This is a genomic window from Paeniglutamicibacter sulfureus, assembly GCF_030512175.1.
Lineage (GTDB): Bacteria > Actinomycetota > Actinomycetes > Actinomycetales > Micrococcaceae > Paeniglutamicibacter > Paeniglutamicibacter sulfureus.
Window position 1 is genome coordinate 1,762,790 of sequence record NZ_JAULBL010000002.1, and the last position, 19,578, is coordinate 1,782,367.

A 19,578-nucleotide genomic window follows, 5' to 3' on the forward strand; every position below is an offset into this window, starting at 1 on the left:
TCTCCTTTATCGTCCAACGAGCCCGGTGCGGTTGATGAGGGTGTCGAGCATTTCATCAATGGCGGTCATGACCCGTGCGGCGCCCTGGAAGGCGTGTTGGTTGGCGATGAGGGCTACGTTTTCCTCATCGATGGAAACAGCGGAGACCGATTGCTGGGCGTTGACGGCACCGGCAGCGGCAACGGCCGTCGAGACTGCCTGCTGGGCTTCGGACTTGGTCGCGGTTCCGATCTTGATGACCATATTGGCCCAGAGTGCGTCGGGACCGTCGGGGGAGCCGCCCAGCTTGGACATTTCCGTTGCGTTGGAGCCGTCGAGCGCGCCACCGTTGGTGCCGGCGGTGGCAAGGTCCTTGGCCCCTGTGGCCAACACCCTCAGCGAGCGTGCCGGATTGTTGGAATCGGTGATTCCAAAGAACGGGGGACCGGGGGTGCCGTCCACCGTCTTGCCGTTCGCTTGCGCCGCGTTGACTGTGGTGGCCAGCTTCTCTGCAATGACGTCCAGCGACTTGGCTGCCTCGGCCAGCGGTCCACCGGTTCCAGCATCATCGGCCGGTGCGAGCAGGGAAACAGTGCCGGCGATGCGGCCTGCCTGCAGAGCCACGGGCTGTCCCGGGCGGTGGGTCCACTGCAGCGCCCGGGCCGTGCCGCCATCGAACGTAGCCGACCCGGTGACCTCCAAAGGACGCACCGTTGAGCCGGTGACCAAGGCGTTGCCATCGATCAACACGTCCACGGTGCCGTCGGGCAGTTCGCGAACCGTCGCGCCGGAGAGTTCCGAGATGGTTTGCGTGAGCACGGCACGCTGGTCCAGCAAGGCGTTTGGCGCCCCACCGGCCGCGACCGCGGAACGAATCTGGGCATTGAGCCCGGCGACGGTGTTTGCCGCGCTGTTGACGTCATTGACCATGGTGTCCAGGGACTGGCGTTGGGCAGACCACTGGTCGGTTACTTCGGTGTGGGACTGGTCGATGCGGTTCACCACCGCCTTGGCCCGTTCCAGCAGGACGGCTGCCGGGGAAGATTCGCCTGGCTGGTTGGCCACATCTTCCCAGCCGGCCCAGAAGTCATTGAGCAATGAGGACAGGCCGTTCTCGCCTGGTTCCCGCAGGATCCCCTCGAGGTTTGTCAGGCCCTCGGCACGGGTGTCTGACTGCGCGGCCAAGGCCACGGTCCCGCGCACGCGGGCATCCAGGTGCGCATCGGCGAGCCGGGCGATTCCGGTGAGAACCACTCCCTGGCCAACGCCGGGGCGCGAAGCGAGCATACCGGTGGAAGCGACGGAACCTGCAGAGACGAAGTCGGCCCGCTGCCGTGTGTAACCCGCGGTGCCCACATTGGCCAGGTTGTTTCCGGCAGTCTCCATGGCGAGGCGCGCCGCGTTGAGGCCGGACATGGCCGTATTCAGTCCGCTGAACGTACTCATGTCAGTTCCCTATAGATTCGTGTCGATGATGTGTGCACCGGAATTGTGTGCCGCCGATGTTCCGGAAGGACCGTATAGCGAGGTGTCCTCACCCAGGTTCGCCAGCGTTTCCTGGGTGGAGCGGTAGGCCGCCCGCAGATACTGTTCATTGGCGTCCCGTAGTCGGGTGATTTCAGCCGTGGTGTTCCGCAGCGCAGTCAGGTGTGCGGTGAGGATTTCATTCCACGGACCAGGAGGCGCCGCCTCAATGATCCGGGTCAAGGGTGAAGCCGCGTCAATTCCCCAAGTGGATGCCAGCTGTGACGCTTCCAAGGCGCGCGCAAGACCGGCGGCGTGGACCTTCTCGAGAATGTTCTCGATTTCCCGCGTCGCCAGCGGAATCCATTGCGACTTCCCGGAGACCAGCAACAAGTGCTCTTCCTCCAACTTGAAGTGAAGCAACTCGAGTAGTTCCCGTTCTTTCCACAACAGGGCCGAAAGCTCATTGGTTCCCATGTATCCATCTCTCCAGACTGTTGTGCCCCCAAATATCCCCAGTTATTTCAGTCTATCGGCCGGTCCAAAGTGAACGTTAGTTGTACAACTTCAAATTGGGGTGCTTTCAAGTCCGCTTTTTGGGGATATTCGGGCTAGTATCTTCGTTGGGGAAATTGTTTTTTTGGGGAAAACAGACGTGGCCACTAGCAATAGCTCTTGGCTTGATCATCACTCAAATTGACAAGGACGATCCGGGTGGAGCGACAGGCACGCAACCAGTTGGTTATAGAGAACCTTCCCTTGGTCGGATATCTTGCGGCAGAATTATGTGCCAAGGCGACCCACCTTTCCCGTGAAGACCTCGCTTCGGTGGGTGCCATAGCACTCATTACTGCCGCGGGTGCCTTTGACGATTCGCTGGGCGTCCCCTTCGGAGCCTACGCGCGCCGGCGCATCCTCGGGGCATTCGCGGACGACATGCGATCCAACGACTGGGCCACCCGGGGTGCGCGGAAGAAGATCACCGAAACCCGTACGGTCCAGGAATCCCTGACCGCAGCATTGGGGCGAACCCCCACCGTTTCCGAGCTCTGCGACGCCCTCGGCATGGACCAGGCGTCAACCCTTGCGATCTTGAGCGATTCTGCCCGCACGGTCGTATCGATCGACGACACCATGAACGACTACCTCGTCTCCGGCACCGAGACCCCTGAAGAGGCGTTGCTCGAGACCGAGCACACCAAGGTGATCCGGGATGCCGTTGCCGCGTTGCCGGAGAACCTGCGTGTCATCATTGAGCGCATCTACTTCCAGGGCTCGACAGTGAAGGAACTTGCTGCCGAAATGGGTGTCACCCATTCGGCGATCTCCCAGCGCCGCACCTCCGCCATGAAGCTGCTTCACGAGGGACTGCAAACGCGCTATGTGCCGGAGCAGCCACCCGCACCGGAAACCGCCATGACCCGGGCCGCGACCCGGCGACGCGAGCTTTACCTGGAGGAATTTGGCCAGCGGGTGTCCGGCGGGATCGTGCGCATCGCCGGCGGCGCGGTGTCGCCAACGGCCTAGCCGGGTCCGAGCGAAATTTTTTCTCCGGTCTGCTAACAAACCCTGGTGGGTGGCCGATAGTCGGTGATTGAGGTCCACGGACGGACCTCGTTACAGACACCCGTCTCACGGAGGAATTCACCATGGGTATGCAGATCAATACCAACATCGCGGCGCTTAACGCTCACCGCAACCTGACCAGCACGCAGAACGACCTTTCCAAGTCGCTGGAGAAGCTCTCCTCCGGCCTGCGCATCAACCGCGCAGCCGACGATGCAGCAGGTCTGGCAATCTCCGAGGGCCTGCGCTCGCAGGTTAACGGCCTCACCGTTGCAGCCCGCAACGCCCAGGACGGCATCTCGGTCATCCAGACCGCTGAAGGCGCCCTGACCGAGGTCCACTCCATCCTGCAGCGCATGCGTGACCTTGCTGTCCAGGGTGGTAACGACTCGAACAACGCCGATTCACGTGCAGCCATCAAGGGGGAAGCGGATGCGCTCGGCTCCGAGCTTTCGCGTATCTCGGAATCCACGAACTTCAATGGCATCAACCTGTTCCAGGGTGGCGCAACCGCCGGACCGGCTTCTCTCGCCTTCCAGGTAGGCGCCGAAGGTGATGCAGCATCGCAGATCTCGGTTTCACTCGACAGCCTGGCAACTTCGCTCTCGGGCGTCGTGACCATGACCGGTGGCACTGTCTCGACCGCGGCCGCCGGATTCCTCGTCACCGATGCCACCGCGGCACAGACGACCATCGAAGCGATCGACGTGGCAATCAAGAACGTATCCACCTCGCGTGCCGATCTTGGTGCCAACCAGAACCGCTTCGAGTCGGCCATCAACACCCTCAATGTTTCCCGCGAGAACCTGCAAGCTGCAGAGTCCCGCATCCGCGACGTTGACATGGCTTCCGAAATGGTTAGCTTCACCCGCTCGAACATCCTGTCCCAGGCCGGAACCGCCATGCTCGCGCAGGCCAACCAGGCCAACCAGGGCGTGCTGCAGCTTCTCGGCTAAGCTTTCAGGGCGTTTTTGGCAACTGGCTTTCCCGGGCAGTGAAGATGTCCGGGAACGCGCCAAGCCGCAAACGATCTCCCGTGGCAGGCATCGGCTCTCCGAGTCAATTGCCTGCCGCGGGAGATTTGCGGTATCCACACCATAGGTAGAAGCGGAGAAAACATGGGCCTGGCACTCGACGGACTCGCCAGCGGGCTGGACACCACGGCATTGATCAAATCCCTCATGCAGGTGGAGGCGATCCCGCAGAACATCCTGAAAAACAAGGTCAGCGCGACCCAGACCATGGTGTCGGCCCTACAGGCGCTCAACACCCGCGTCGCGGACCTCGCAACTCTGACCACGAAACTGGCCAAGCCTGAATCGCTGCAGCTTTTCAGCACCTCGGGAAGCTCCGAGGGACTGACCGTAACGACCACCGCCGGCGCAAGCGCGGGATCCCTGGACCTTACGGTGACCAAGCTGGCCCAAAGTCAGCTCCAGGTCTCCGATCCGGTCACCGAATGGACCGAATCCAGCTTCTCCATCATCGCCGCCGACGGCACCGAAACGCTCATAACGGCACCATCGAATTCACTCGATGACATCGTCACTGCTGTCAATGCCTCCGATAGCGGCGTGCAAGCGGTCAAGGTTTCCGCCGGCAAGGACGCGAACGGTGTGGACCAATACCGGGTCCAATTCTCCTCCGGCGACTCAGGTGCCGCGAACTCCTTTACCATTTCCGGGACCGCGGTTCCGATGACGGAAATCCGCGCGGCACAGGACGCCGAGCTCAAGCTCTGGGCCGGAACCGCCGCAGAGCAATCTGTTAGCTCCACGACCAACACGTTCGCCTCCCTCTTGCCGGGAGTCGATGTCACAGTCTCCAAGGTTTCCACCGAACCAGTCACCGTGTCCGTGGAGCGCGACGGCGAAGCCACCTCCAAGATCGCCTCGAACCTGGTGGATTCCCTCAACGGTCTCTTCAATTTCATTGCCACAAACTCCTCGGTCACTTCCGGAACCGGCGGTGCCACGAAGGGCATGATCTTCACCGGTGACAGCACGGCGCGGATGGTGAAGCAGCGGGTGATGGACGCGGCGATCTCGCCGATTGACGGCAAGTCGCCTTCCGAGATCGGCATCTCCATCACCAAGGACGGCAAGCTCGAATTCGATTCCGAAAAGTTCTCCCAGGCCCTGGCCGAAGATCCAGCCCGGGTCGAAACGGTGCTGCAGACCATCTCTTCCCGGGTCTCCGCGGTGTCGACGGACATGTCCGACAAATACGACGGGGTCATCACCTCCCGGATCAAAGGCCAGGAATCGGTCGTGACCCGTCTTGATGACCAGATCTCGGACTGGGACCGGCGCCTGGACAGTCGGGAAGCCACGCTCAAGCGGATCTACTCGGCTCTCGAAGTTCAAATGAGCAATCTCAATTCACAATCGTCGTATCTTGCCTCTCAATTGGCCTCGCTCCCGACAACGCAGAAGCAGTCATGATGAACCCCGCCCAGAAACTTGCCCAACTCAATCGCGAAGCAATCCTTTCGGCCAGCCCGGCGCGCCTTCTCACCATGCTCTACGACCGCCTGTTGGTGGACCTGAACCGTGCCGAAGCAGCGCAACTCGCAGCGGACTGGGCAGTGTCCTCGGAAAACCTGGTGCATGCCCAGGCCATCATTTCCGAACTGGTCTCAAGCCTGGACTCCGAGGCCTGGTCGGGGGCAACCGCGCTCCACAGCATCTACGCCTTCGCCACCCAGCTGCTCATTGATGCGAACGTCAAGCGCGACCCGGCGTTGACGCGACAGGCCATCGGCATCATGGAGCCACTGCGGCAAACCTGGCACGAGGCAGCTTCCGCCCCGGCTGCCCCCAGCACCGGTGGCGTCCACATTGGCTAATCAGCCCGAATCCGCCGGGCACTCGGTCCCATGGGAACGCTTCCTCGCCGATTTGGAGGACCAGGTGGCCCAACTGCGCGAATCTTGCGCGGATGACACCTCCTTGTTCGAGCTGCCCGACACTTCATGGAGCCCGCCGGCCGGCCTCGGCGAATTGCCACCGGAACTTGCCCCACGGGCGCGAGCGCTACTCGAGGAAATGGATTCGCTCACCCCGGTCCTGGGGGAACGGCGCGACGAAGCCGCACGGCAGCTCCGTGCCGTGTCATCGGTTCCACGGGATTCGTCAGCGACCTCCGTTTACCTGGATTCGGTCGGATAGCCCAAACAGCTAACGGCCAACGCCCGGTAACCGATTGTCTAGTTTGAGCACGGATAGCTCACTTCCTTTTGAGCCCACGGATGGGCCACGAAACGACCTTGGAGCGATTCGTCGTGTTCAATTCCGTCACGTCCATGGCGATCGAAAGTGCCCTGGATGGCCTGGCACTGCGCCAGCGAGCCATCGCCAACAACATCGCCAACGTCAACACCCCCGGCTACCACGCCCGCCGTGTTGAGTTTGAATCGGCCCTGTCAAAGTCGGTGGCCGAAGGCAACGGCCTAGCGGCTGCGACCACTTCGGCCTCCTTGGAGCCCACACGTCTCGACGGATCCAACGTCAATCTGGACACCGAGACGCTCTCGAACATCGATACCGTGTTGCGCTACCAATTCGCCACGCAGGCCGCCTCCGGGCCGTTCAACTCCATCCGCACCGCCCTTCGGAGCAACTAATGCTTGACGCCATCGGAATCGCCGGCAGCGCACTGACCGTGCACCGCAAATGGCTTGACGCCGTCTCCGACAACCTGGCCAATGCGAACACCGCCACTGCCACCGACGGCGAAGCCTTCCGGGCCCGCTACGTCTTGGCCCAGGCCGGTGCCGAGAACACCGGCGTGTATGTCGCGGGTGCGGAGTTCGGGGACGCCGAGGGGCGCATCGTGCACGAACCGGACCACCCCTTGGCGGACGAGGAAGGCAATGTCCGCTACCCGGATATCGACATGTCCGAGCAAATGGGATCCCTGATCATGGCCCAGCGTGGCTACCAGGTCAACGCCGCGGTTGTGGACCGCGCCAAGGAAACATACCAGGCAGCACTGCAGATCGGACGCAACCAGTAATGGCCTTCGAAATCGGCCCCGTCGCGGGCGTCAGCCCCACCCTGCCCACCGGATACCTGAAGCCGGCCGGTGCATCCGCCACCGACGGCTCGGCTTTTGCCAATGCCCTGGGAGGAGCCGTGGACCAGGTCCAGTCCCTGCAGGCCACCTCCAATGATCTTTCCATCAAGGCCGTGACCGGGGACCTGACGGATATCCATGCCGCCACCCTCGCCTCGACTCGTTCTGCAGTAGCCCTGGAGATGGTTTCCACCTTCCGCAACCGTGGAGTTGAGGCCTTCAACGAGATCATGAGGATGCAAGCCTAGTGGCTAACGTTCCAGCCCCGCTGGCGAAGGCCGCGGATGCCGTGCGCGGCTTCAGCCTGGCACAACGCACCATTGCCTTGATCGGCATCGCCGTCCTGGCCTTGGGAACCATTGCCTTGGTTTCCTTCATGAGCCAGCCCAAGCTCACACCGTTGTTCACGGGCCTTGCCCCGGAAGACGCCGCCGGTGTCGTAGAACAATTGAAGGCCGATTCGGTTCCCTATGAACTTACCGGGGGAGGGGGCACCATACTGGTGCCCGAGGCCAATGTCTACGACTCGCGTCTCAAGGCCGCAGCTGCCGGGCTGCCCACAGCCGGCACCAGTGGATACTCCCTGCTCGATGACATGGGCGTGACTTCCAGCGAATTCCAGCAGTCCGTCACCTACAAGCGGGCGCTCGAAGGCGAACTGGCCAGCACCATCCAGGCCATGGACGGGGTCAACCTTGCCTCGGTCAAGCTTGCCATTCCGGAGCAAACCGTTTTCGTGGATTCCAAGACCAACCCCACCGCCTCGATCTTTGTCGAAACCAAGCCCAACGTGACCTTGGGCAACGACCAGGTCCAGGCCATCGTGCACTTGACCTCCGCGGCCGTTGACGGGCTCAAGGCCGAGGACATCTCCGTCGTGGATTCGACGGGCAAATTGCTTTCCGCCGCAGGTGTCGGGTTGACCGGCGGCGCCGAAAAGCAAGCTGCCGACTACGAAACCCGCGTAGCCGGAGTCATCCAGGCCATGCTCGACCGCGTGGTCGGCCCGGGCAACGCCACGGTCGCCGTGGCAGCCGACCTGTCCCTGGAATCGGCGGAACGCACCGAGGAATCCTTCACCAACCCCGAGGGCAACCCTGCGCTGACCGAATCCGTCAAGGAAGAGGAATATGAGGGCAGCGGTGGGGCCGGCGCAGGAGTGCTGGGCCCGGACAACATTGCGGTGCCCGGCGGCGAGAACGGCGAGGGAACCTTTACCTCCACCGACAACCAACGCACCAATGCGGTGAACAAGGTGACCGAGAACCGCTTGATCCCCTCCGGCAACCTGAACCGGCAGAGCGTCTCGGTGGCCCTGAACTCGGCAGCCACCCAGGGCCTGAGCATCCCCGACATCACCCAGATGGTCAGCACTGCGGCAGGTATCGACGAGGCACGCAACGACACCGTCAATGTCTCGGTCGTGCCCTTCAACGCCGACGGCGCCGCAGCCGCGGAGGAAGCGCTCGCCGCCGCAGCCGCCGCGGAGGAGGCAGCCCGCACCGCGGAGCTCCAGCGCACCTTGATCATTGCCGGGGTCATTGGCCTGGCACTGATCCTTGCGGTGGTTTACGCACTCTATGTGAGGCGCAACAAGCAAAACCGCGAACCGGTGGACCTGGGCGAGTTCCGCGAATTCACGTCGCTGCCACCGGCACCGGCAGCAGCCGAGGTCGCGTCCCTTAACACCATGGCCATTAGCCAGGTTCCGACCCCCGAGCCCGTGGCTCCGTTGGTAACCCCACAACACATCAAACGTGAGCAACTGGCGGCACTTGCCGCCAGCGATCCAGCCGCGATGGCTGATTACCTGCGCACCGTGATGGACGATCGGAGCACCGAATGAAGCAGCCCCCAGCAACCGGGAATCTGACAGGCATACAGAAGGTTGCAGTATTGCTGATGCAACTCGAAACGCGCCAAGCGGCGGAAGTCATGCGACAGTTCTCTGAGTTCGAGGCAGATGAGATCGCTGCGGAAATCGTGCGCCTGAGCCGTGTTGAAGCCCAACAAGTCGAACATGCCATCAACGAGCTTCACGACCTGGCTACGGCCGGGAAACCGAATGCTCGTGGGGGTCGTGACACGGCCGCTAGCCTGTTGGAAGCATCTTTCGGGGCCGAGAAGGCCATGACCGTGATGAACCGTCTTTCCTCCACGATGGCGGGGATGACTTTTGAATTCCTTGAATCCACCGAACCAGCGCACATAGCCTCACTTCTCGACGGCGAACTGCCGCAAACCATCGCCTTGGTTTTGGCCCACTTGCGCCCCGAGGTGGCTTCCTCGGTGCTGGCAGGATTCGACTCTTCCCAACGCCCTGCCGTTGTCGTGGCTCTGGCCGCCATGGGTACCGCCGTGCCCGAAGCCGTGCGCGTGGTGGCCGAGGAACTGAAGAAGCGTACCGGATCCGTTATGGCCAGTCACGAACCCCTTCAGGCCGTCGGAGGCATCCAGCCGTTGGTGGACATTTTGAACCGCTCGAACATCGCGGTGGAAAAGGAAGTGCTCTCCTCGCTAGACGAGAGCGATCCCGAATTGGCCGAGGAAGTGCGCTCACGCATGCTGTCCTTCGCTGACCTTGTCAAGTTCGATCGCATCGACGTCCAGCGCGTTCTGCGCGGAGTCGACCCCACAACGTTGGCCCTTGCGCTCAAGGGTGTGTCGACCGACGTCGAAGATACCGTCCGGGGAAATATCTCGGAACGCACCAGAAGCATCCTAGATGCCGAAATATCTTCAATGGGAAAGGTGCGCATTTCGCTGGTGGAAGAGGCCCGCGCCGATATAGTTCAGACCATCCGGGCACTGGAATCCAGCGGGGAAATAACGATCAAGCGTGCCGACAAGGACGACTATGTCCTATGAGCCAGTCACTTTCGAAACAGTGAAGTTCGGTGTACTGAATCCCTTATCTGACACCAGTAGCGACAGACTCAACTCGCAGGCTCACGGATACGCTACTGGTTACGCTCAGGGCATCCGAGCCGCCGAGGCCGTAGCGCGTACCCAGCGCGAAGTCTTGGCTCGCGCTGCCGCTGTAGTCCAATCTGCCCGGGACGAAGAACACGCCGCGGCTATCGCAGCGTTGCATGCCGCGGCCGCCGCCTTACATGCTTGCACGGTCCCTGTGCTGGAGCAGGCTTCCACCGTGATGGTGGAATCGGCGCTGCTGCTGGCCGAAAAAATCGTGGGTGCCGAATTGTCGAATCATCGCTTCGGGGCCAAGGCGGCACTCGATCGCGCCATGGACGGCGTTGATGCCCCCACCGTGCGTCAGGTTCGCATGAACCCGGAAGACTTGGAGCTGCTGGGCTTGGAAACCTTGCCGGGCACCGACATAGCTTTGATTCCCGACCCCTCGTTAATCCGTGGCGACGCGCTGACAGCCTTCGACGAGGGCTTCCTTGATGCACGCATTGCAACCGCGCTTGAGCGGGCCCAAATCGCCCTGCGAAGGGCTGGCACATGAGCCTAGAAACGCAAACCTGGACCGGCCTTGACGCAGCACTCCTCGCGGCCGAGCCTGTGCGAATGGGAGTGGTGAGTTCGGTGGTCGGGTTGGGGCTTGAGGTTGCGGGCCTGAATGCGCCCTTGGGCACGGTGCTGGAGATCGGCGACGACAAGGTTGCCGCCGAAGTGGTTGCCGCGCGCCGGGACACGCTTCACTGCATGCCGCTGGGGCCGATGGATGACATCCGGGTCGGCGATTTCGTGCACAGCAGCGGATCGGCCGCCTACATTCCCGTCGGCACGGGACTGCTCGGCCGGGTGCTGGACGGATTGGGCCAGCCCATTGACGGGCGCGGCCCGCTGGGGGAGCACACCCTGGTTCCCATGGAGCACCATGCGCCTGCGGCACTGGAACGCAGCCGGATCACCACCCCGCTGCAGCTGGGTGTTCGCGCCATGGACACCCTCACCGCGGTGGGTGCCGGCCAGCGCATCGGGCTTTTCGCCGGATCCGGAGTCGGCAAGTCCTCGCTGCTGTCCATGATTGCCCGTGGCACCTCGGCCCAGATCAATGTCATTGCCCTGGTGGGCGAGCGGGGGCGCGAGGTCAGGGAATTCCTTGAAGAGGATTTGGGTGCCGAGGGCCTGGCCCGCTCGATCGTCGTGGTGTCCACCGCCGACGAACCGGCACGCATGCGCCTGCGGGCGGCCTTCGTGGCCACCCGCATTGCCGAGTCCTTCCGTGAATCCGGTGCCCAAGTCTTGCTCATGATGGACTCGCTTACCCGTGTGGCCATGGCCCAACGTGAAATCGGGCTCTCCGCGGGCGAGCCTCCGGCAACCCGCGGCTACCCGCCCTCCACCTTCTCCCTGCTGGCCCGGCTGCTTGAGCGTGCAGGTACGTCCGCGACCGGTTCCATCACCGGGATCTACACCGTGCTGGTGGACGGGGACGACCACAACGAACCCATCGCCGACGCGACCCGTTCGCTGCTGGACGGGCACATCGTCCTGGATCGGAAACTGGCCATCTCCGGCCACTTCCCGTCCATTGACGCACTGGCCTCGGTTTCGCGCGTCGCCTCCCGGGTGACCAGCCGTGAACAGGCCACCGCGGCGGGAGCCCTGCGCAAGGTCATGGCCGCACGCCGTGCCGTGCAGGACCTTCTGGATGTCGGTGCCTACCAGCGCGGAAGCAACGCGCTGGCGGATGCGGCCGTCGATCACGAGGCTGCGATCAATCGATTTCTGCAGCAACGGCTCGAGGAGCCGGTGCCCAGCGGCCAGTCCTGGGCCGAACTTCAATCATTGCTACGAACCATGGGGGTGTCCTGATGTCCAGGGGATTTGCACTTTCGGGCCTGCTGCGCCTGCGCGGACTGCAGGAAACCAAGGCGGCGGGAGACCTCGCGGCGGCCAACCGCAGCCTGCGCCAGCGGACCATGGAGCGGAACGCCATGCGCGATGCCATGGCCGCTCCCGAGCGGGCACCGGTGGACAGCGAGACGCTAATGGCCTTGGTTGCCTCGCGTGCCTCCACGCGCGGCATACTGCTGGAACTGGACACGCTGGTTTCCAGCTTGGACGGGAAAGCTGAAGAAGCCCGGGAAACCCATGACCAGGCCCGCAAGGAGCTCAAGGCCCTGGAAAAGCTGGCCGACCGCCATGAGGTGAGGGTGCGTACCGAAGCCCTCTCCCGTGAACAATTGCTCCTTGACGACCTGGGTGCCACCAGCGCCTTTGAAGGGAAGACACCGTGAGCTTTGATGGCATGGCAACACGTATTGGCGCTATCCAATCAACACTGGCGCGCGTCAGCGGAACCCCGGCACCTGCGAAGGCCGAGGCATCGTCCGCCGGTTCCGCGAGTGCTGCTGCCTTGGCCGGCACCGTCCCGGGGCTCGGTGCAACTCCGGGTGCACTGCCCACGACTCCGGCCGCGTTCACCCAGGCACTGCATCAGGCCATGGCACCGTCAGTGGCCGCAAGCCCCGTCACCGCATCACCGGCACCTACGCCCACCGTGGCGTCGGGGTCCGGTTCAGCAGTCGAAAAATCCAGGTCGGTGGGCAATGAGCCTCCGGCAACGGCCGACGGCGTGGATGGCTCCGACGTGGTGCAGAATGCGAAGAAGTACCTCGGCATTCCATACGTTTGGGGCGGAAACAACCCCAAGATCGGCCTGGACTGCTCGTCCTTCGTGCAGCACACCTTCAGGGACCTGGGCGTGGAACTTCCCCGGGTAGCCCGGCAACAGGCCAAGGAAGGAACCGAGGTTCCCTCACTTGCCCAGGCCAAGCCCGGCGACCTGATCGTCACCCGTGGAGGTGGCCATATTGGCATTTACCTGGGAGACAACAAGATGATCCATGCCCCGCGTCCGGGGGAAAGCGTGAGCATCCGGAAACTCTTTGAAACCGATGCCACGATCATGACCATTCGCCGCATTGTGCCGTCCGCAACCGCCGGGGCGTCCGAGGCCAAGACCCCTGCCGCCGCCACGGCCTCTGCCGCGACCCAGCAGGCCGAGCTCACTGCGGCAGCGCAGCGCGCTCTCTTCTCGACTGCGGTGAGTGGCGCATGATTCACTTCCCGTCCCCCCACTCCACACTGCCGGTTGCCTCGGCGTCCTCGGCTTCCGCGAAATCCGGGGACCTGGGTGCCTCTCCTTCGGATCAGTTCGCCGAGGTCTTTGCCTCCATGATTCCCACCGCACCTGTACCCGGTAACCCGGGTGCACCTGGGACAACCGGCATGGGGGCAACAGATGTCGAACCGGCGAATCCAGCAAATGGAAAACTCGCAATCGACACCCCGGAAGCATCCCTCGTTGGCTCGCAGTCCTTGGAAACCGCCGCACCTGCTGCACGGACATCCAATAACTTAGCAGCGGATGCAGTGGCCGTGATGAACCAGCGGGCGCAGCACCCGGCGCTATCGGCTCCTGCCGCACTGCCCACGGGATCCACAACGGTCACCAAAACCGGCAACGAGCAGGCGGCCGGTTCCACCGAGCCCGTTTCCGCCGAACAGGTCGCTGGTTCGCCGGCAGGCTCGCCATTGCCGGTGGCCGTCGCGCCGTGGCTGGTTGTGCCGAGTCCCAGGGCCGTTGCTCCTCCGGAAGCTGCGCAACTGCCTGTCGCGGAGGCACCCTTGTTGGTTCTCCCGTTGCCCGAAGGCGGGTCGCCCCTGCATGTGGCGCCCATTCCTGGGACCACCGTCGCCGGGTCCATGGTCGCCGATTCCCGCGCTGCCGTGACGCCGCCCCCGCAAGCACTCGCGGTGTCCGCCAATTCCGAACCCACTGGAACCAAGGATGCATTGGCTCCAGTCATGAAAGCGGCTGCAACACCCATCGCGGAATCCGCAGCTGCCGTGTCGAACGCAGAAATCCACGGCCTGGTAACCGCACCGGATGTCAACTCGGTTCACACGCAGCAGGAACCGGACGCAGGCCAAACTCAGGCCGGCAGTGCCGCCACGGCGCCGGCCGGAACGCAAGAGGTACAGGCTGTATCCAACTCCGGCTCCCAGCCGATTCCTGTTGTCGTCGGCCAGGGCGATGTCCGGATGGCCGCTACTGGAGCGACGGCGGCGGCCGGTGTCGTCGGCGATGCAAGCATCTCGGCAGTGGACCCGCTCGAGTCTTCCGCCGCAGAGACCCCGTTGTTGCGGTCCCAGACACCGGCCCCGTTGCACCGGCAATTGCTCGGGCCCATCGCCAGCCTTGCCGCCGGACCGAACGGGGAACGAACACTGAGTGTCAACATCGCCCCCGAGGCGTTGGGCCCCATCACTGTCAAGGCGCTCCTGGGCGGTGAAGGCATCCGAATGGAGCTCTCTGCGCCCACTGACGCCGGGCGCGAGGCGTTGCGAGCCATGCTGCCGGAGCTGCGGCGTGAACTGGCCGCCACGGGCTCAGGAACCATCATGTTGTCCAGCGGAACGGATTCCTCCTCCACTCCTGGCGGCCACACCGGCAGCCAGAACGCGGGCGGCGGGGACGCACGTCCCTTCACCGGTGCCCCTTCTCCGGGATTGCGCACCCGCGGCGAACCGGCACCCCAAACAGCGGGGCGGGAAACCACCCTTGCCCTGCACGATACTTCCCATCTCGACGTGATGGCTTAGGAAGGACAACCCCCCATGACAGTGCCACCCATCGAAGCGACGCAATTCGGGGCAACAGCCGCGCCCGTTCGTGCCCCCAAACAGGCCATGGACGGGGAAGTGTTCCTGCACCTGCTGGTCACCCAGCTGGCAAACCAGGACCCGAGTTCGCCCATGGACACCAACCAGATGATTTCCCAGACCACCCAACTGGCCTCCATGGAACGCATGAACACCCTCAGCGCCACCCAGGAAGCCTCGTTGGACATCCAGCAGCGCCTGGCGGCATCCTCGCTGATCGGTCAGGAAATCACCACCGCCGGGGAGCCGCCGATCACCGGGGTGGTCACCGCGGTGTCCTTTTCACAGGGTGCCCCGGTGGTCACGGTGGGGGAGCAGCAGATCCCTTACGCGCAGATCATCGGCATCGCGGCACCCGCCGCGCCGGTTCCCGATCCGGAGCAGGACACGACCCCGGAAGCCTTGCCTGAGGGCGGGGACACGGTGCCTGAAACCGCCGAACCGGGTGCCCTGGGCGCCTAGGCGTCCGCCCCACGTTTTCTTGTTCCACCCAATTTCCTTCAACGCAGAAAGACATCCACCATGCTTCGTTCACTGTATTCAGGAATTTCCGGTCTTCGCGCCCACCAGACCATGCTTGACACCACCGGCAACAACATTGCCAACGTCAACACGTCGGGCTTCAAGTCTTCCTCCGTCCAGTTCCAGGACACCCTGTCCCAAATGACCCAGGGCGCCACCACCCCGGGCGAGAACGCCGGCGGACGCAACCCCGCCCAGGTCGGTCTCGGCGTGCAGGTCGCGGGCATCTCGACCAACTTCGGCCAGGGATCCGCCCAGAGCACCGGACGTTCCTCGGACATGATGATCGCCGGTGAAGGATTCTTCGCCACGCGCTCGGGGAATGCCACCTCGCTCACCCGCTCCGGTGCCTTCGAATTTGACGCCAACGGCAGGCTGACCAGCGCCGACGGCGGCATCGTGCAGGGCTGGATGGCCCAGGGCGGGCAGCTGGCCACTGGCGGCGCCCTGACCGACGTCGCCCTGCCGCGGGACCTGCTCGCACCGGGTGTCGGCACCAGCACCGCCGGACTCTCCGGCAACCTGCCCAAGGAAACCGCCACCGGCGAATCCATCGTGCAGGACAAGGAGATCTTCGCTGCGGACGGCACGAGCCGCACCATGACCATGACGTTCACGCGCACCGCGAACGGCTGGAATGTCGCGGGCAACGACGGCGCCGGGGCCACCGGCACCGCAACGCTGGCCCTCGCCAACGACGGAACCCTCAACGGCGGCACCATGAACCTCGGCGGCATCGCCGTGGACCTGTCCGCGGTTACCGGCTATGCAGGGCTCAAGACCGTGTCGATCGCCGAGCAGAACGGCCGCTCCGCCGGAACCCTCGAGTCCTACACGCTGGGCTCGGACGGCACGCTGACGGGAACCTTCTCCAACGGCGCGCAGCAGGCCATCGCGCAGATCGCCCTTGGCTCCGTGGCCAACCCCGGCGGCCTGCAGAAGACCGGAGGATCGGGCTACACCGTCACCGCCAACTCGGGCGCCATCGAATACGGCGTACCGGGGGACCCGGGCATGGGCACCATCTCCGGCGGCATGCTGGAAATGTCCAACGTTGACCTCTCCCAGGAATTCACCAACCTGATCGTTGCCCAGCGCGGCTTCCAGGCCAACGCCCGCATCATCACCACCAGCGACGAGGTTCTCCAGGAACTGGCCAACCTCAAGCGCTAACCCGCGTATGGGTGGTCCCGTTAGCTAAGGGGGCCACCCACGCAATCCACCATCGGCTTCTCCGTCTGACGCCGGGGCGGGTCAGAGTTGATCGGCGCATCAGTCCACGGTTGGTTCCATGGCAACTGCGGCCCCTTAGAGTCACCTTCATCTACGACAAAGTAGGATTACGCCATGAAAAAGACCACTGCAGGACTGGCCGCACTCGCCCTCACCGCCGCCGGAATCATCGGCACCACAACCGCTCTGGCCGCTGACGGCACCTGCCAGGTCTATTCGGGTGGCGGATGGCTCGTTGGGGCTTGCCCCGAACCGGCGGTGGTTCCCGTTGAGCGAATCGGCGGGGCGAACAAGTACGAGACCGCCGTGCTCATCTCGCAGATCAACGCCGAGCCGGGCGTCCCCGCCGTATACCTGGCCAACGCCGCCAGCATGGTTGACGCCCTGTCCATCTCGCCGTACACGGATGGGCCCATCCTGCTGGTGCCGGCCACCGGCGCCCTTCCAACCACGGTGGCAGATGAGCTCGCCCGCTTGAACCCGGGAAAGCTGGTGGTGCTCGGCGGGACGACCGCTGTCAGCAACGACATGCTCGGCCAGGCACAGCTCGCCGCAGCGAACTAATCAGATCCCGGCCTGCCGTAAACGGTAAGCCGGAGGGTAGGCGGGCGGCGTCGTTGGCTAACGGCGCCGCCCTTTCTGCCGAGAGTGCTCCTCTGAAAGGACGGGGTGCTTCAATGATCGTTGTAACCAGGCTCAACGCCACACGCTTTGCGATCAACGCCGACCTCATCGAGCGGATCCAGGAAAACCCCGACACCGTTGTGTTCATGGTCAACGGCGCGAAGTACGTGGTCACGGAGACCATGGAAGAAGTCATCGCCCTGGTGGCGGGACATCGTGCCCGGGTGGTTTCACTGGCGCGGAACTACGAGCCGCCGCAACCATCCGTTCCGCCCCTGACGCATCGATAAAGAGGACGCCCCCAAGTGGATCCAGCAACAATCATTGGCCTCCTGCTGGCCTTCGGCGCCATGTTCACCATGCTTTTCATGGAGGGCGCCAACGTCTCGTCGATTCTGCTGCCGGCCCCCATGATCATCGTGTTCCTCGGAACCATCGCCGTGGGCATCGCCAGCGGCACCATCAGTGACACGATCATTGCCTTCAAGTCCCTCCCCTCGGCTTTCCGGGGCAAGATCGCCCCGGTGGGGGAGCTGATCACCCGCCTGGTCGAATTGGCGGACCTTGCACGCAAGGAGGGTCTGCTGGCGCTGGAGTCCGAGGCCAGGGAAACCAAGGACCCGTTCCTGGGCCGGGCCCTGCAGTCCATGGCCGACGGCATGGACGGGGACGAGCTGCGCGACCAGCTCGAGGATGAGATCTCCACCCGCGAGCGCACCGATGCGATTGCGCACAAGTATTTTTCCACCCTGGGCGGTTATGCCCCCACCGTGGGCATCATCGGCACCGTGGTCTCGCTGACCCACGTGCTGGAAAACCTCTCCAAGCCCGACGAGCTCGGGCACATGATTGCCGCTGCCTTCGTGGCCACGCTGTGGGGACTGGTCTCGGCCAACTTCATCTGGCTTCCCATCGGCGCGCGGCTGCGCCGGCTTTCGGAACTCGAAATCGACAGCATGACCCTGGCCATGGAGGGCGTGCTGGCGATCCAAGGCGGCAGCCAGTCGATCCTGCTGGAAGAGAAGCTGAGGGCCATGGTCCCGTCGTACGCATTGGGCACGAAGAACGACAAGAAGAATGGCAAGAAGTCCAACTTCGGGGCCGCATCCGTGCTCGATGACTTCAAGGAAGCCGCGTGAGTGGCGGCCGCAGCAGTAGCCGGCGCGGGGGCCGGAAGGGCCGCAAGCCGGCAGAGTCCGGGCACGACGGTCCGGACGAGCGCTGGATGGCCTCCTACATGGACATGGTCACGGTGCTGATGTGCCTGTTTATCGTTCTTTTTGCGATGTCCACTGTCGACCAGGACAAGTACACGAAACTGAAGAATTCCCTTGCCACCGGCTTCGGCACCGAACAAAGCATCACCGCGGACACCGCTGAGGGCGTCGTGGTCCCGCCCGAGCTGGTGGGCACCGAGGGATTGCTGGCCAGCAGCCAGATTGACGGCCAGACCAAGGAAGCCCTGCTGGCCCTGGCCCAGGACGAACAGTCCGAACTGATTGAGCTCAAGGAACGCATCCAGAAGCGGCTGAAGGATTCCGGGCACGCCGGCGCGGCCGATTTCTCCATCGACAACCGGGGCCTCACCGTGCGCTTGGTCAGCGCGGAGACCTTCTTTGTGCCCAACAGTGCCGAGCTCACCGACAATGCCCGCGAGATCATCGACGCCATCGCCCCGGTGTTGGCCCCCACCAAGCGCTACTTCGAGGTGGAGGGATTCGCGGACGAGCGCCGCCCGGTCAAGCCGTACCCCACCAACTGGGAGCTCTCGGCTTCCCGAGCCACCGGAGTGCTGCGCTCGCTGGTCGAGGACGGTGGCGTGAAGGCCTCGCGGATTTCCTCGGTCGGCTACGGGGACGCCCGTCCGGTCCCAGGCAACAAGGACCTGTCGCTGAACCGCCGTGTCGACATCGTGGTGCTGTCCAACCAGCCCGAGTCGGTCAGAAGCCTGCTGAAGCAGAACCCGTAGTCACCTAGCGTGCCTGCGACAATGCCGGGTCGGAAGCCTTCCAAAGCGGTACGACCTTGGAAGAACCCTGCGCCGGCACGTTTCTCTCTTCTACTTCCCCTCATGGTGTCGTAGGGTGATGCCAAGGGAGCGGAATCGCGTCGCTTGGGGAATTCGCGCGGGGCTGCTCTGAGATCACTTTTGGGGAAGTGGCTGGTGGCCAATGCTGAGACACCGTGGAAACAAAGTGCATTCAGGTCAAATGGAAGAGCGTGTCCTGGCGCCATCCAGAAGGCCTCGGCGAACGACTCTGGCAGCCATGTTCATCGACGTCTTCCATCTGGACGATGAACCGCAGACCGTGCGAAGAACCGGGAATCAGGCCACCGGCATGGTGATGCTCGGCGGTGAATATGCCCGGACGCCAGGTCGCGCAGTGGTCTGCACCTGTATCCGGGCTGGCGACGTTCGCGTAATTTCCGTCCCAGATCCGGAGTGCAGGGGTCACGCCTAACTGCCGG

At 63.6% G+C, this 19,578-nt stretch carries 23 protein-coding genes; 21 read left to right on the forward strand and 2 right to left on the reverse strand.

From position 1 onward, the window contains the following. Nucleotides 1–6 precede the first annotated feature (6 nt). Both flgK and Q2T94_RS14765 read right to left on the reverse strand, forming a co-directional pair. On the reverse strand, nucleotides 7–1,425 hold the full coding sequence (gene flgK / locus Q2T94_RS14760) for a flagellar hook-associated protein FlgK (RefSeq protein ID WP_302265293.1): 1,419 nt from the start codon (nucleotides 1,423–1,425) through the stop codon (nucleotides 7–9). A gap of 9 nt (nucleotides 1,426–1,434) precedes the next feature. Further along, nucleotides 1,435–1,920 (reverse strand): flagellar protein FlgN, encoded by a 486-nt coding sequence (locus tag Q2T94_RS14765; RefSeq protein WP_264271546.1) that lies wholly within the window; start codon nucleotides 1,918–1,920, stop codon nucleotides 1,435–1,437. A 237-nt stretch (nucleotides 1,921–2,157) separates the two neighbouring features. Here Q2T94_RS14765 and Q2T94_RS14770 point away from each other — a divergent pair, with 237 nt between their 5' ends. From Q2T94_RS14770 to Q2T94_RS14870, 21 genes are all read left to right on the forward strand, one after another. Then, a complete protein-coding gene (locus Q2T94_RS14770; protein WP_302265298.1) occupies nucleotides 2,158–2,970 on the forward strand; it encodes a sigma-70 family RNA polymerase sigma factor in 813 nt (270 codons plus the stop codon). A gap of 122 nt (nucleotides 2,971–3,092) precedes the next feature. Continuing rightward, entirely contained in the window at nucleotides 3,093–3,965 is an 873-nt protein-coding gene (locus tag Q2T94_RS14775) for a flagellin N-terminal helical domain-containing protein (protein WP_217389473.1), read from the forward strand. A gap of 162 nt (nucleotides 3,966–4,127) precedes the next feature. Continuing rightward, on the forward strand, nucleotides 4,128–5,453 hold the full coding sequence (gene fliD / locus Q2T94_RS14780) for a flagellar filament capping protein FliD (RefSeq protein ID WP_217389474.1): 1,326 nt from the start codon (nucleotides 4,128–4,130) through the stop codon (nucleotides 5,451–5,453). Then, nucleotides 5,450–5,857: a flagellar export chaperone FliS gene (gene fliS / locus Q2T94_RS14785; RefSeq protein WP_336245109.1), complete on the forward strand. Its 408-nt coding sequence runs from the start codon at nucleotides 5,450–5,452 to the stop codon at nucleotides 5,855–5,857. Before fliD ends, fliS begins: the two co-directional genes overlap by 4 nt. Continuing rightward, a complete protein-coding gene (locus Q2T94_RS14790; protein WP_217389475.1) occupies nucleotides 5,850–6,179 on the forward strand; it encodes a hypothetical protein in 330 nt (109 codons plus the stop codon). Before fliS ends, Q2T94_RS14790 begins: the two co-directional genes overlap by 8 nt. A 113-nt stretch (nucleotides 6,180–6,292) precedes the next feature. Continuing rightward, on the forward strand, nucleotides 6,293–6,634 hold the full coding sequence (gene flgB / locus Q2T94_RS14795; protein ID WP_217389526.1) for a flagellar basal body rod protein FlgB: 342 nt from the start codon (nucleotides 6,293–6,295) through the stop codon (nucleotides 6,632–6,634). Further along, nucleotides 6,634–7,026, forward strand: a complete 393-nt coding sequence (locus Q2T94_RS14800; protein ID WP_217389476.1) for a flagellar basal body rod protein FlgC — start codon at nucleotides 6,634–6,636, stop codon at nucleotides 7,024–7,026. Before flgB ends, Q2T94_RS14800 begins: the two co-directional genes overlap by 1 nt. Then, entirely contained in the window at nucleotides 7,026–7,334 is a 309-nt protein-coding gene (fliE, locus tag Q2T94_RS14805; protein ID WP_217389477.1) for a flagellar hook-basal body complex protein FliE, read from the forward strand. Before Q2T94_RS14800 ends, fliE begins: the two co-directional genes overlap by 1 nt. Further along, nucleotides 7,334–8,932, forward strand: a complete 1,599-nt coding sequence (fliF, locus tag Q2T94_RS14810) for a flagellar basal-body MS-ring/collar protein FliF (RefSeq protein WP_302265313.1) — start codon at nucleotides 7,334–7,336, stop codon at nucleotides 8,930–8,932. Before fliE ends, fliF begins: the two co-directional genes overlap by 1 nt. Further along, a complete protein-coding gene (gene fliG, locus Q2T94_RS14815) occupies nucleotides 8,929–9,954 on the forward strand; it encodes a flagellar motor switch protein FliG (protein ID WP_302265315.1) in 1,026 nt (341 codons plus the stop codon). The genes fliF and fliG overlap by 4 nt, the downstream gene beginning before the upstream one ends. After that, nucleotides 9,944–10,558 (forward strand): FliH/SctL family protein, encoded by a 615-nt coding sequence (locus Q2T94_RS14820; protein ID WP_217389480.1) that lies wholly within the window; start codon nucleotides 9,944–9,946, stop codon nucleotides 10,556–10,558. Before fliG ends, Q2T94_RS14820 begins: the two co-directional genes overlap by 11 nt. Next, nucleotides 10,555–11,874 carry a FliI/YscN family ATPase gene (locus tag Q2T94_RS14825; protein WP_217389481.1) on the forward strand — a complete coding sequence of 440 codons (1,320 nt, stop codon included), beginning with the start codon at nucleotides 10,555–10,557 and terminating at the stop codon, nucleotides 11,872–11,874. Before Q2T94_RS14820 ends, Q2T94_RS14825 begins: the two co-directional genes overlap by 4 nt. After that, nucleotides 11,874–12,299, forward strand: coding sequence for a flagellar FliJ family protein (locus Q2T94_RS14830; protein ID WP_302265320.1), 426 nt, complete (start codon nucleotides 11,874–11,876; stop codon nucleotides 12,297–12,299). The genes Q2T94_RS14825 and Q2T94_RS14830 overlap by 1 nt, the downstream gene beginning before the upstream one ends. After that, a complete protein-coding gene (locus Q2T94_RS14835) occupies nucleotides 12,296–13,123 on the forward strand; it encodes a C40 family peptidase (protein WP_302265323.1) in 828 nt (275 codons plus the stop codon). Before Q2T94_RS14830 ends, Q2T94_RS14835 begins: the two co-directional genes overlap by 4 nt. After that, a complete protein-coding gene (locus Q2T94_RS14840) occupies nucleotides 13,120–14,670 on the forward strand; it encodes a flagellar hook-length control protein FliK (protein WP_302265325.1) in 1,551 nt (516 codons plus the stop codon). Before Q2T94_RS14835 ends, Q2T94_RS14840 begins: the two co-directional genes overlap by 4 nt. 15 nt (nucleotides 14,671–14,685) lie before the next feature. Then, nucleotides 14,686–15,192: a flagellar hook assembly protein FlgD gene (locus Q2T94_RS14845; RefSeq protein ID WP_217389484.1), complete on the forward strand. Its 507-nt coding sequence runs from the start codon at nucleotides 14,686–14,688 to the stop codon at nucleotides 15,190–15,192. 60 nt (nucleotides 15,193–15,252) lie between these two features. Then, nucleotides 15,253–16,425 (forward strand): flagellar hook protein FlgE, encoded by a 1,173-nt coding sequence (locus Q2T94_RS14850; protein ID WP_217389485.1) that lies wholly within the window; start codon nucleotides 15,253–15,255, stop codon nucleotides 16,423–16,425. A gap of 174 nt (nucleotides 16,426–16,599) precedes the next feature. Continuing rightward, a complete protein-coding gene (locus Q2T94_RS14855) occupies nucleotides 16,600–17,049 on the forward strand; it encodes a cell wall-binding repeat-containing protein (protein WP_217389486.1) in 450 nt (149 codons plus the stop codon). Nucleotides 17,050–17,162: 113 nt separating this feature from the next. Further along, the gene (locus Q2T94_RS14860; RefSeq protein ID WP_217389487.1) at nucleotides 17,163–17,399 is read left to right on the forward strand and encodes a flagellar FlbD family protein; all 237 of its coding nucleotides are present in this window, start codon (nucleotides 17,163–17,165) and stop codon (nucleotides 17,397–17,399) included. Nucleotides 17,400–17,414: 15 nt separating this feature from the next. Beyond that, nucleotides 17,415–18,248 (forward strand): motility protein A, encoded by an 834-nt coding sequence (locus tag Q2T94_RS14865; protein ID WP_217389488.1) that lies wholly within the window; start codon nucleotides 17,415–17,417, stop codon nucleotides 18,246–18,248. After that, nucleotides 18,245–19,078 (forward strand): OmpA/MotB family protein, encoded by an 834-nt coding sequence (locus Q2T94_RS14870; protein WP_302265335.1) that lies wholly within the window; start codon nucleotides 18,245–18,247, stop codon nucleotides 19,076–19,078. The genes Q2T94_RS14865 and Q2T94_RS14870 overlap by 4 nt, the downstream gene beginning before the upstream one ends. Nucleotides 19,079–19,578 lie beyond the last annotated feature (500 nt).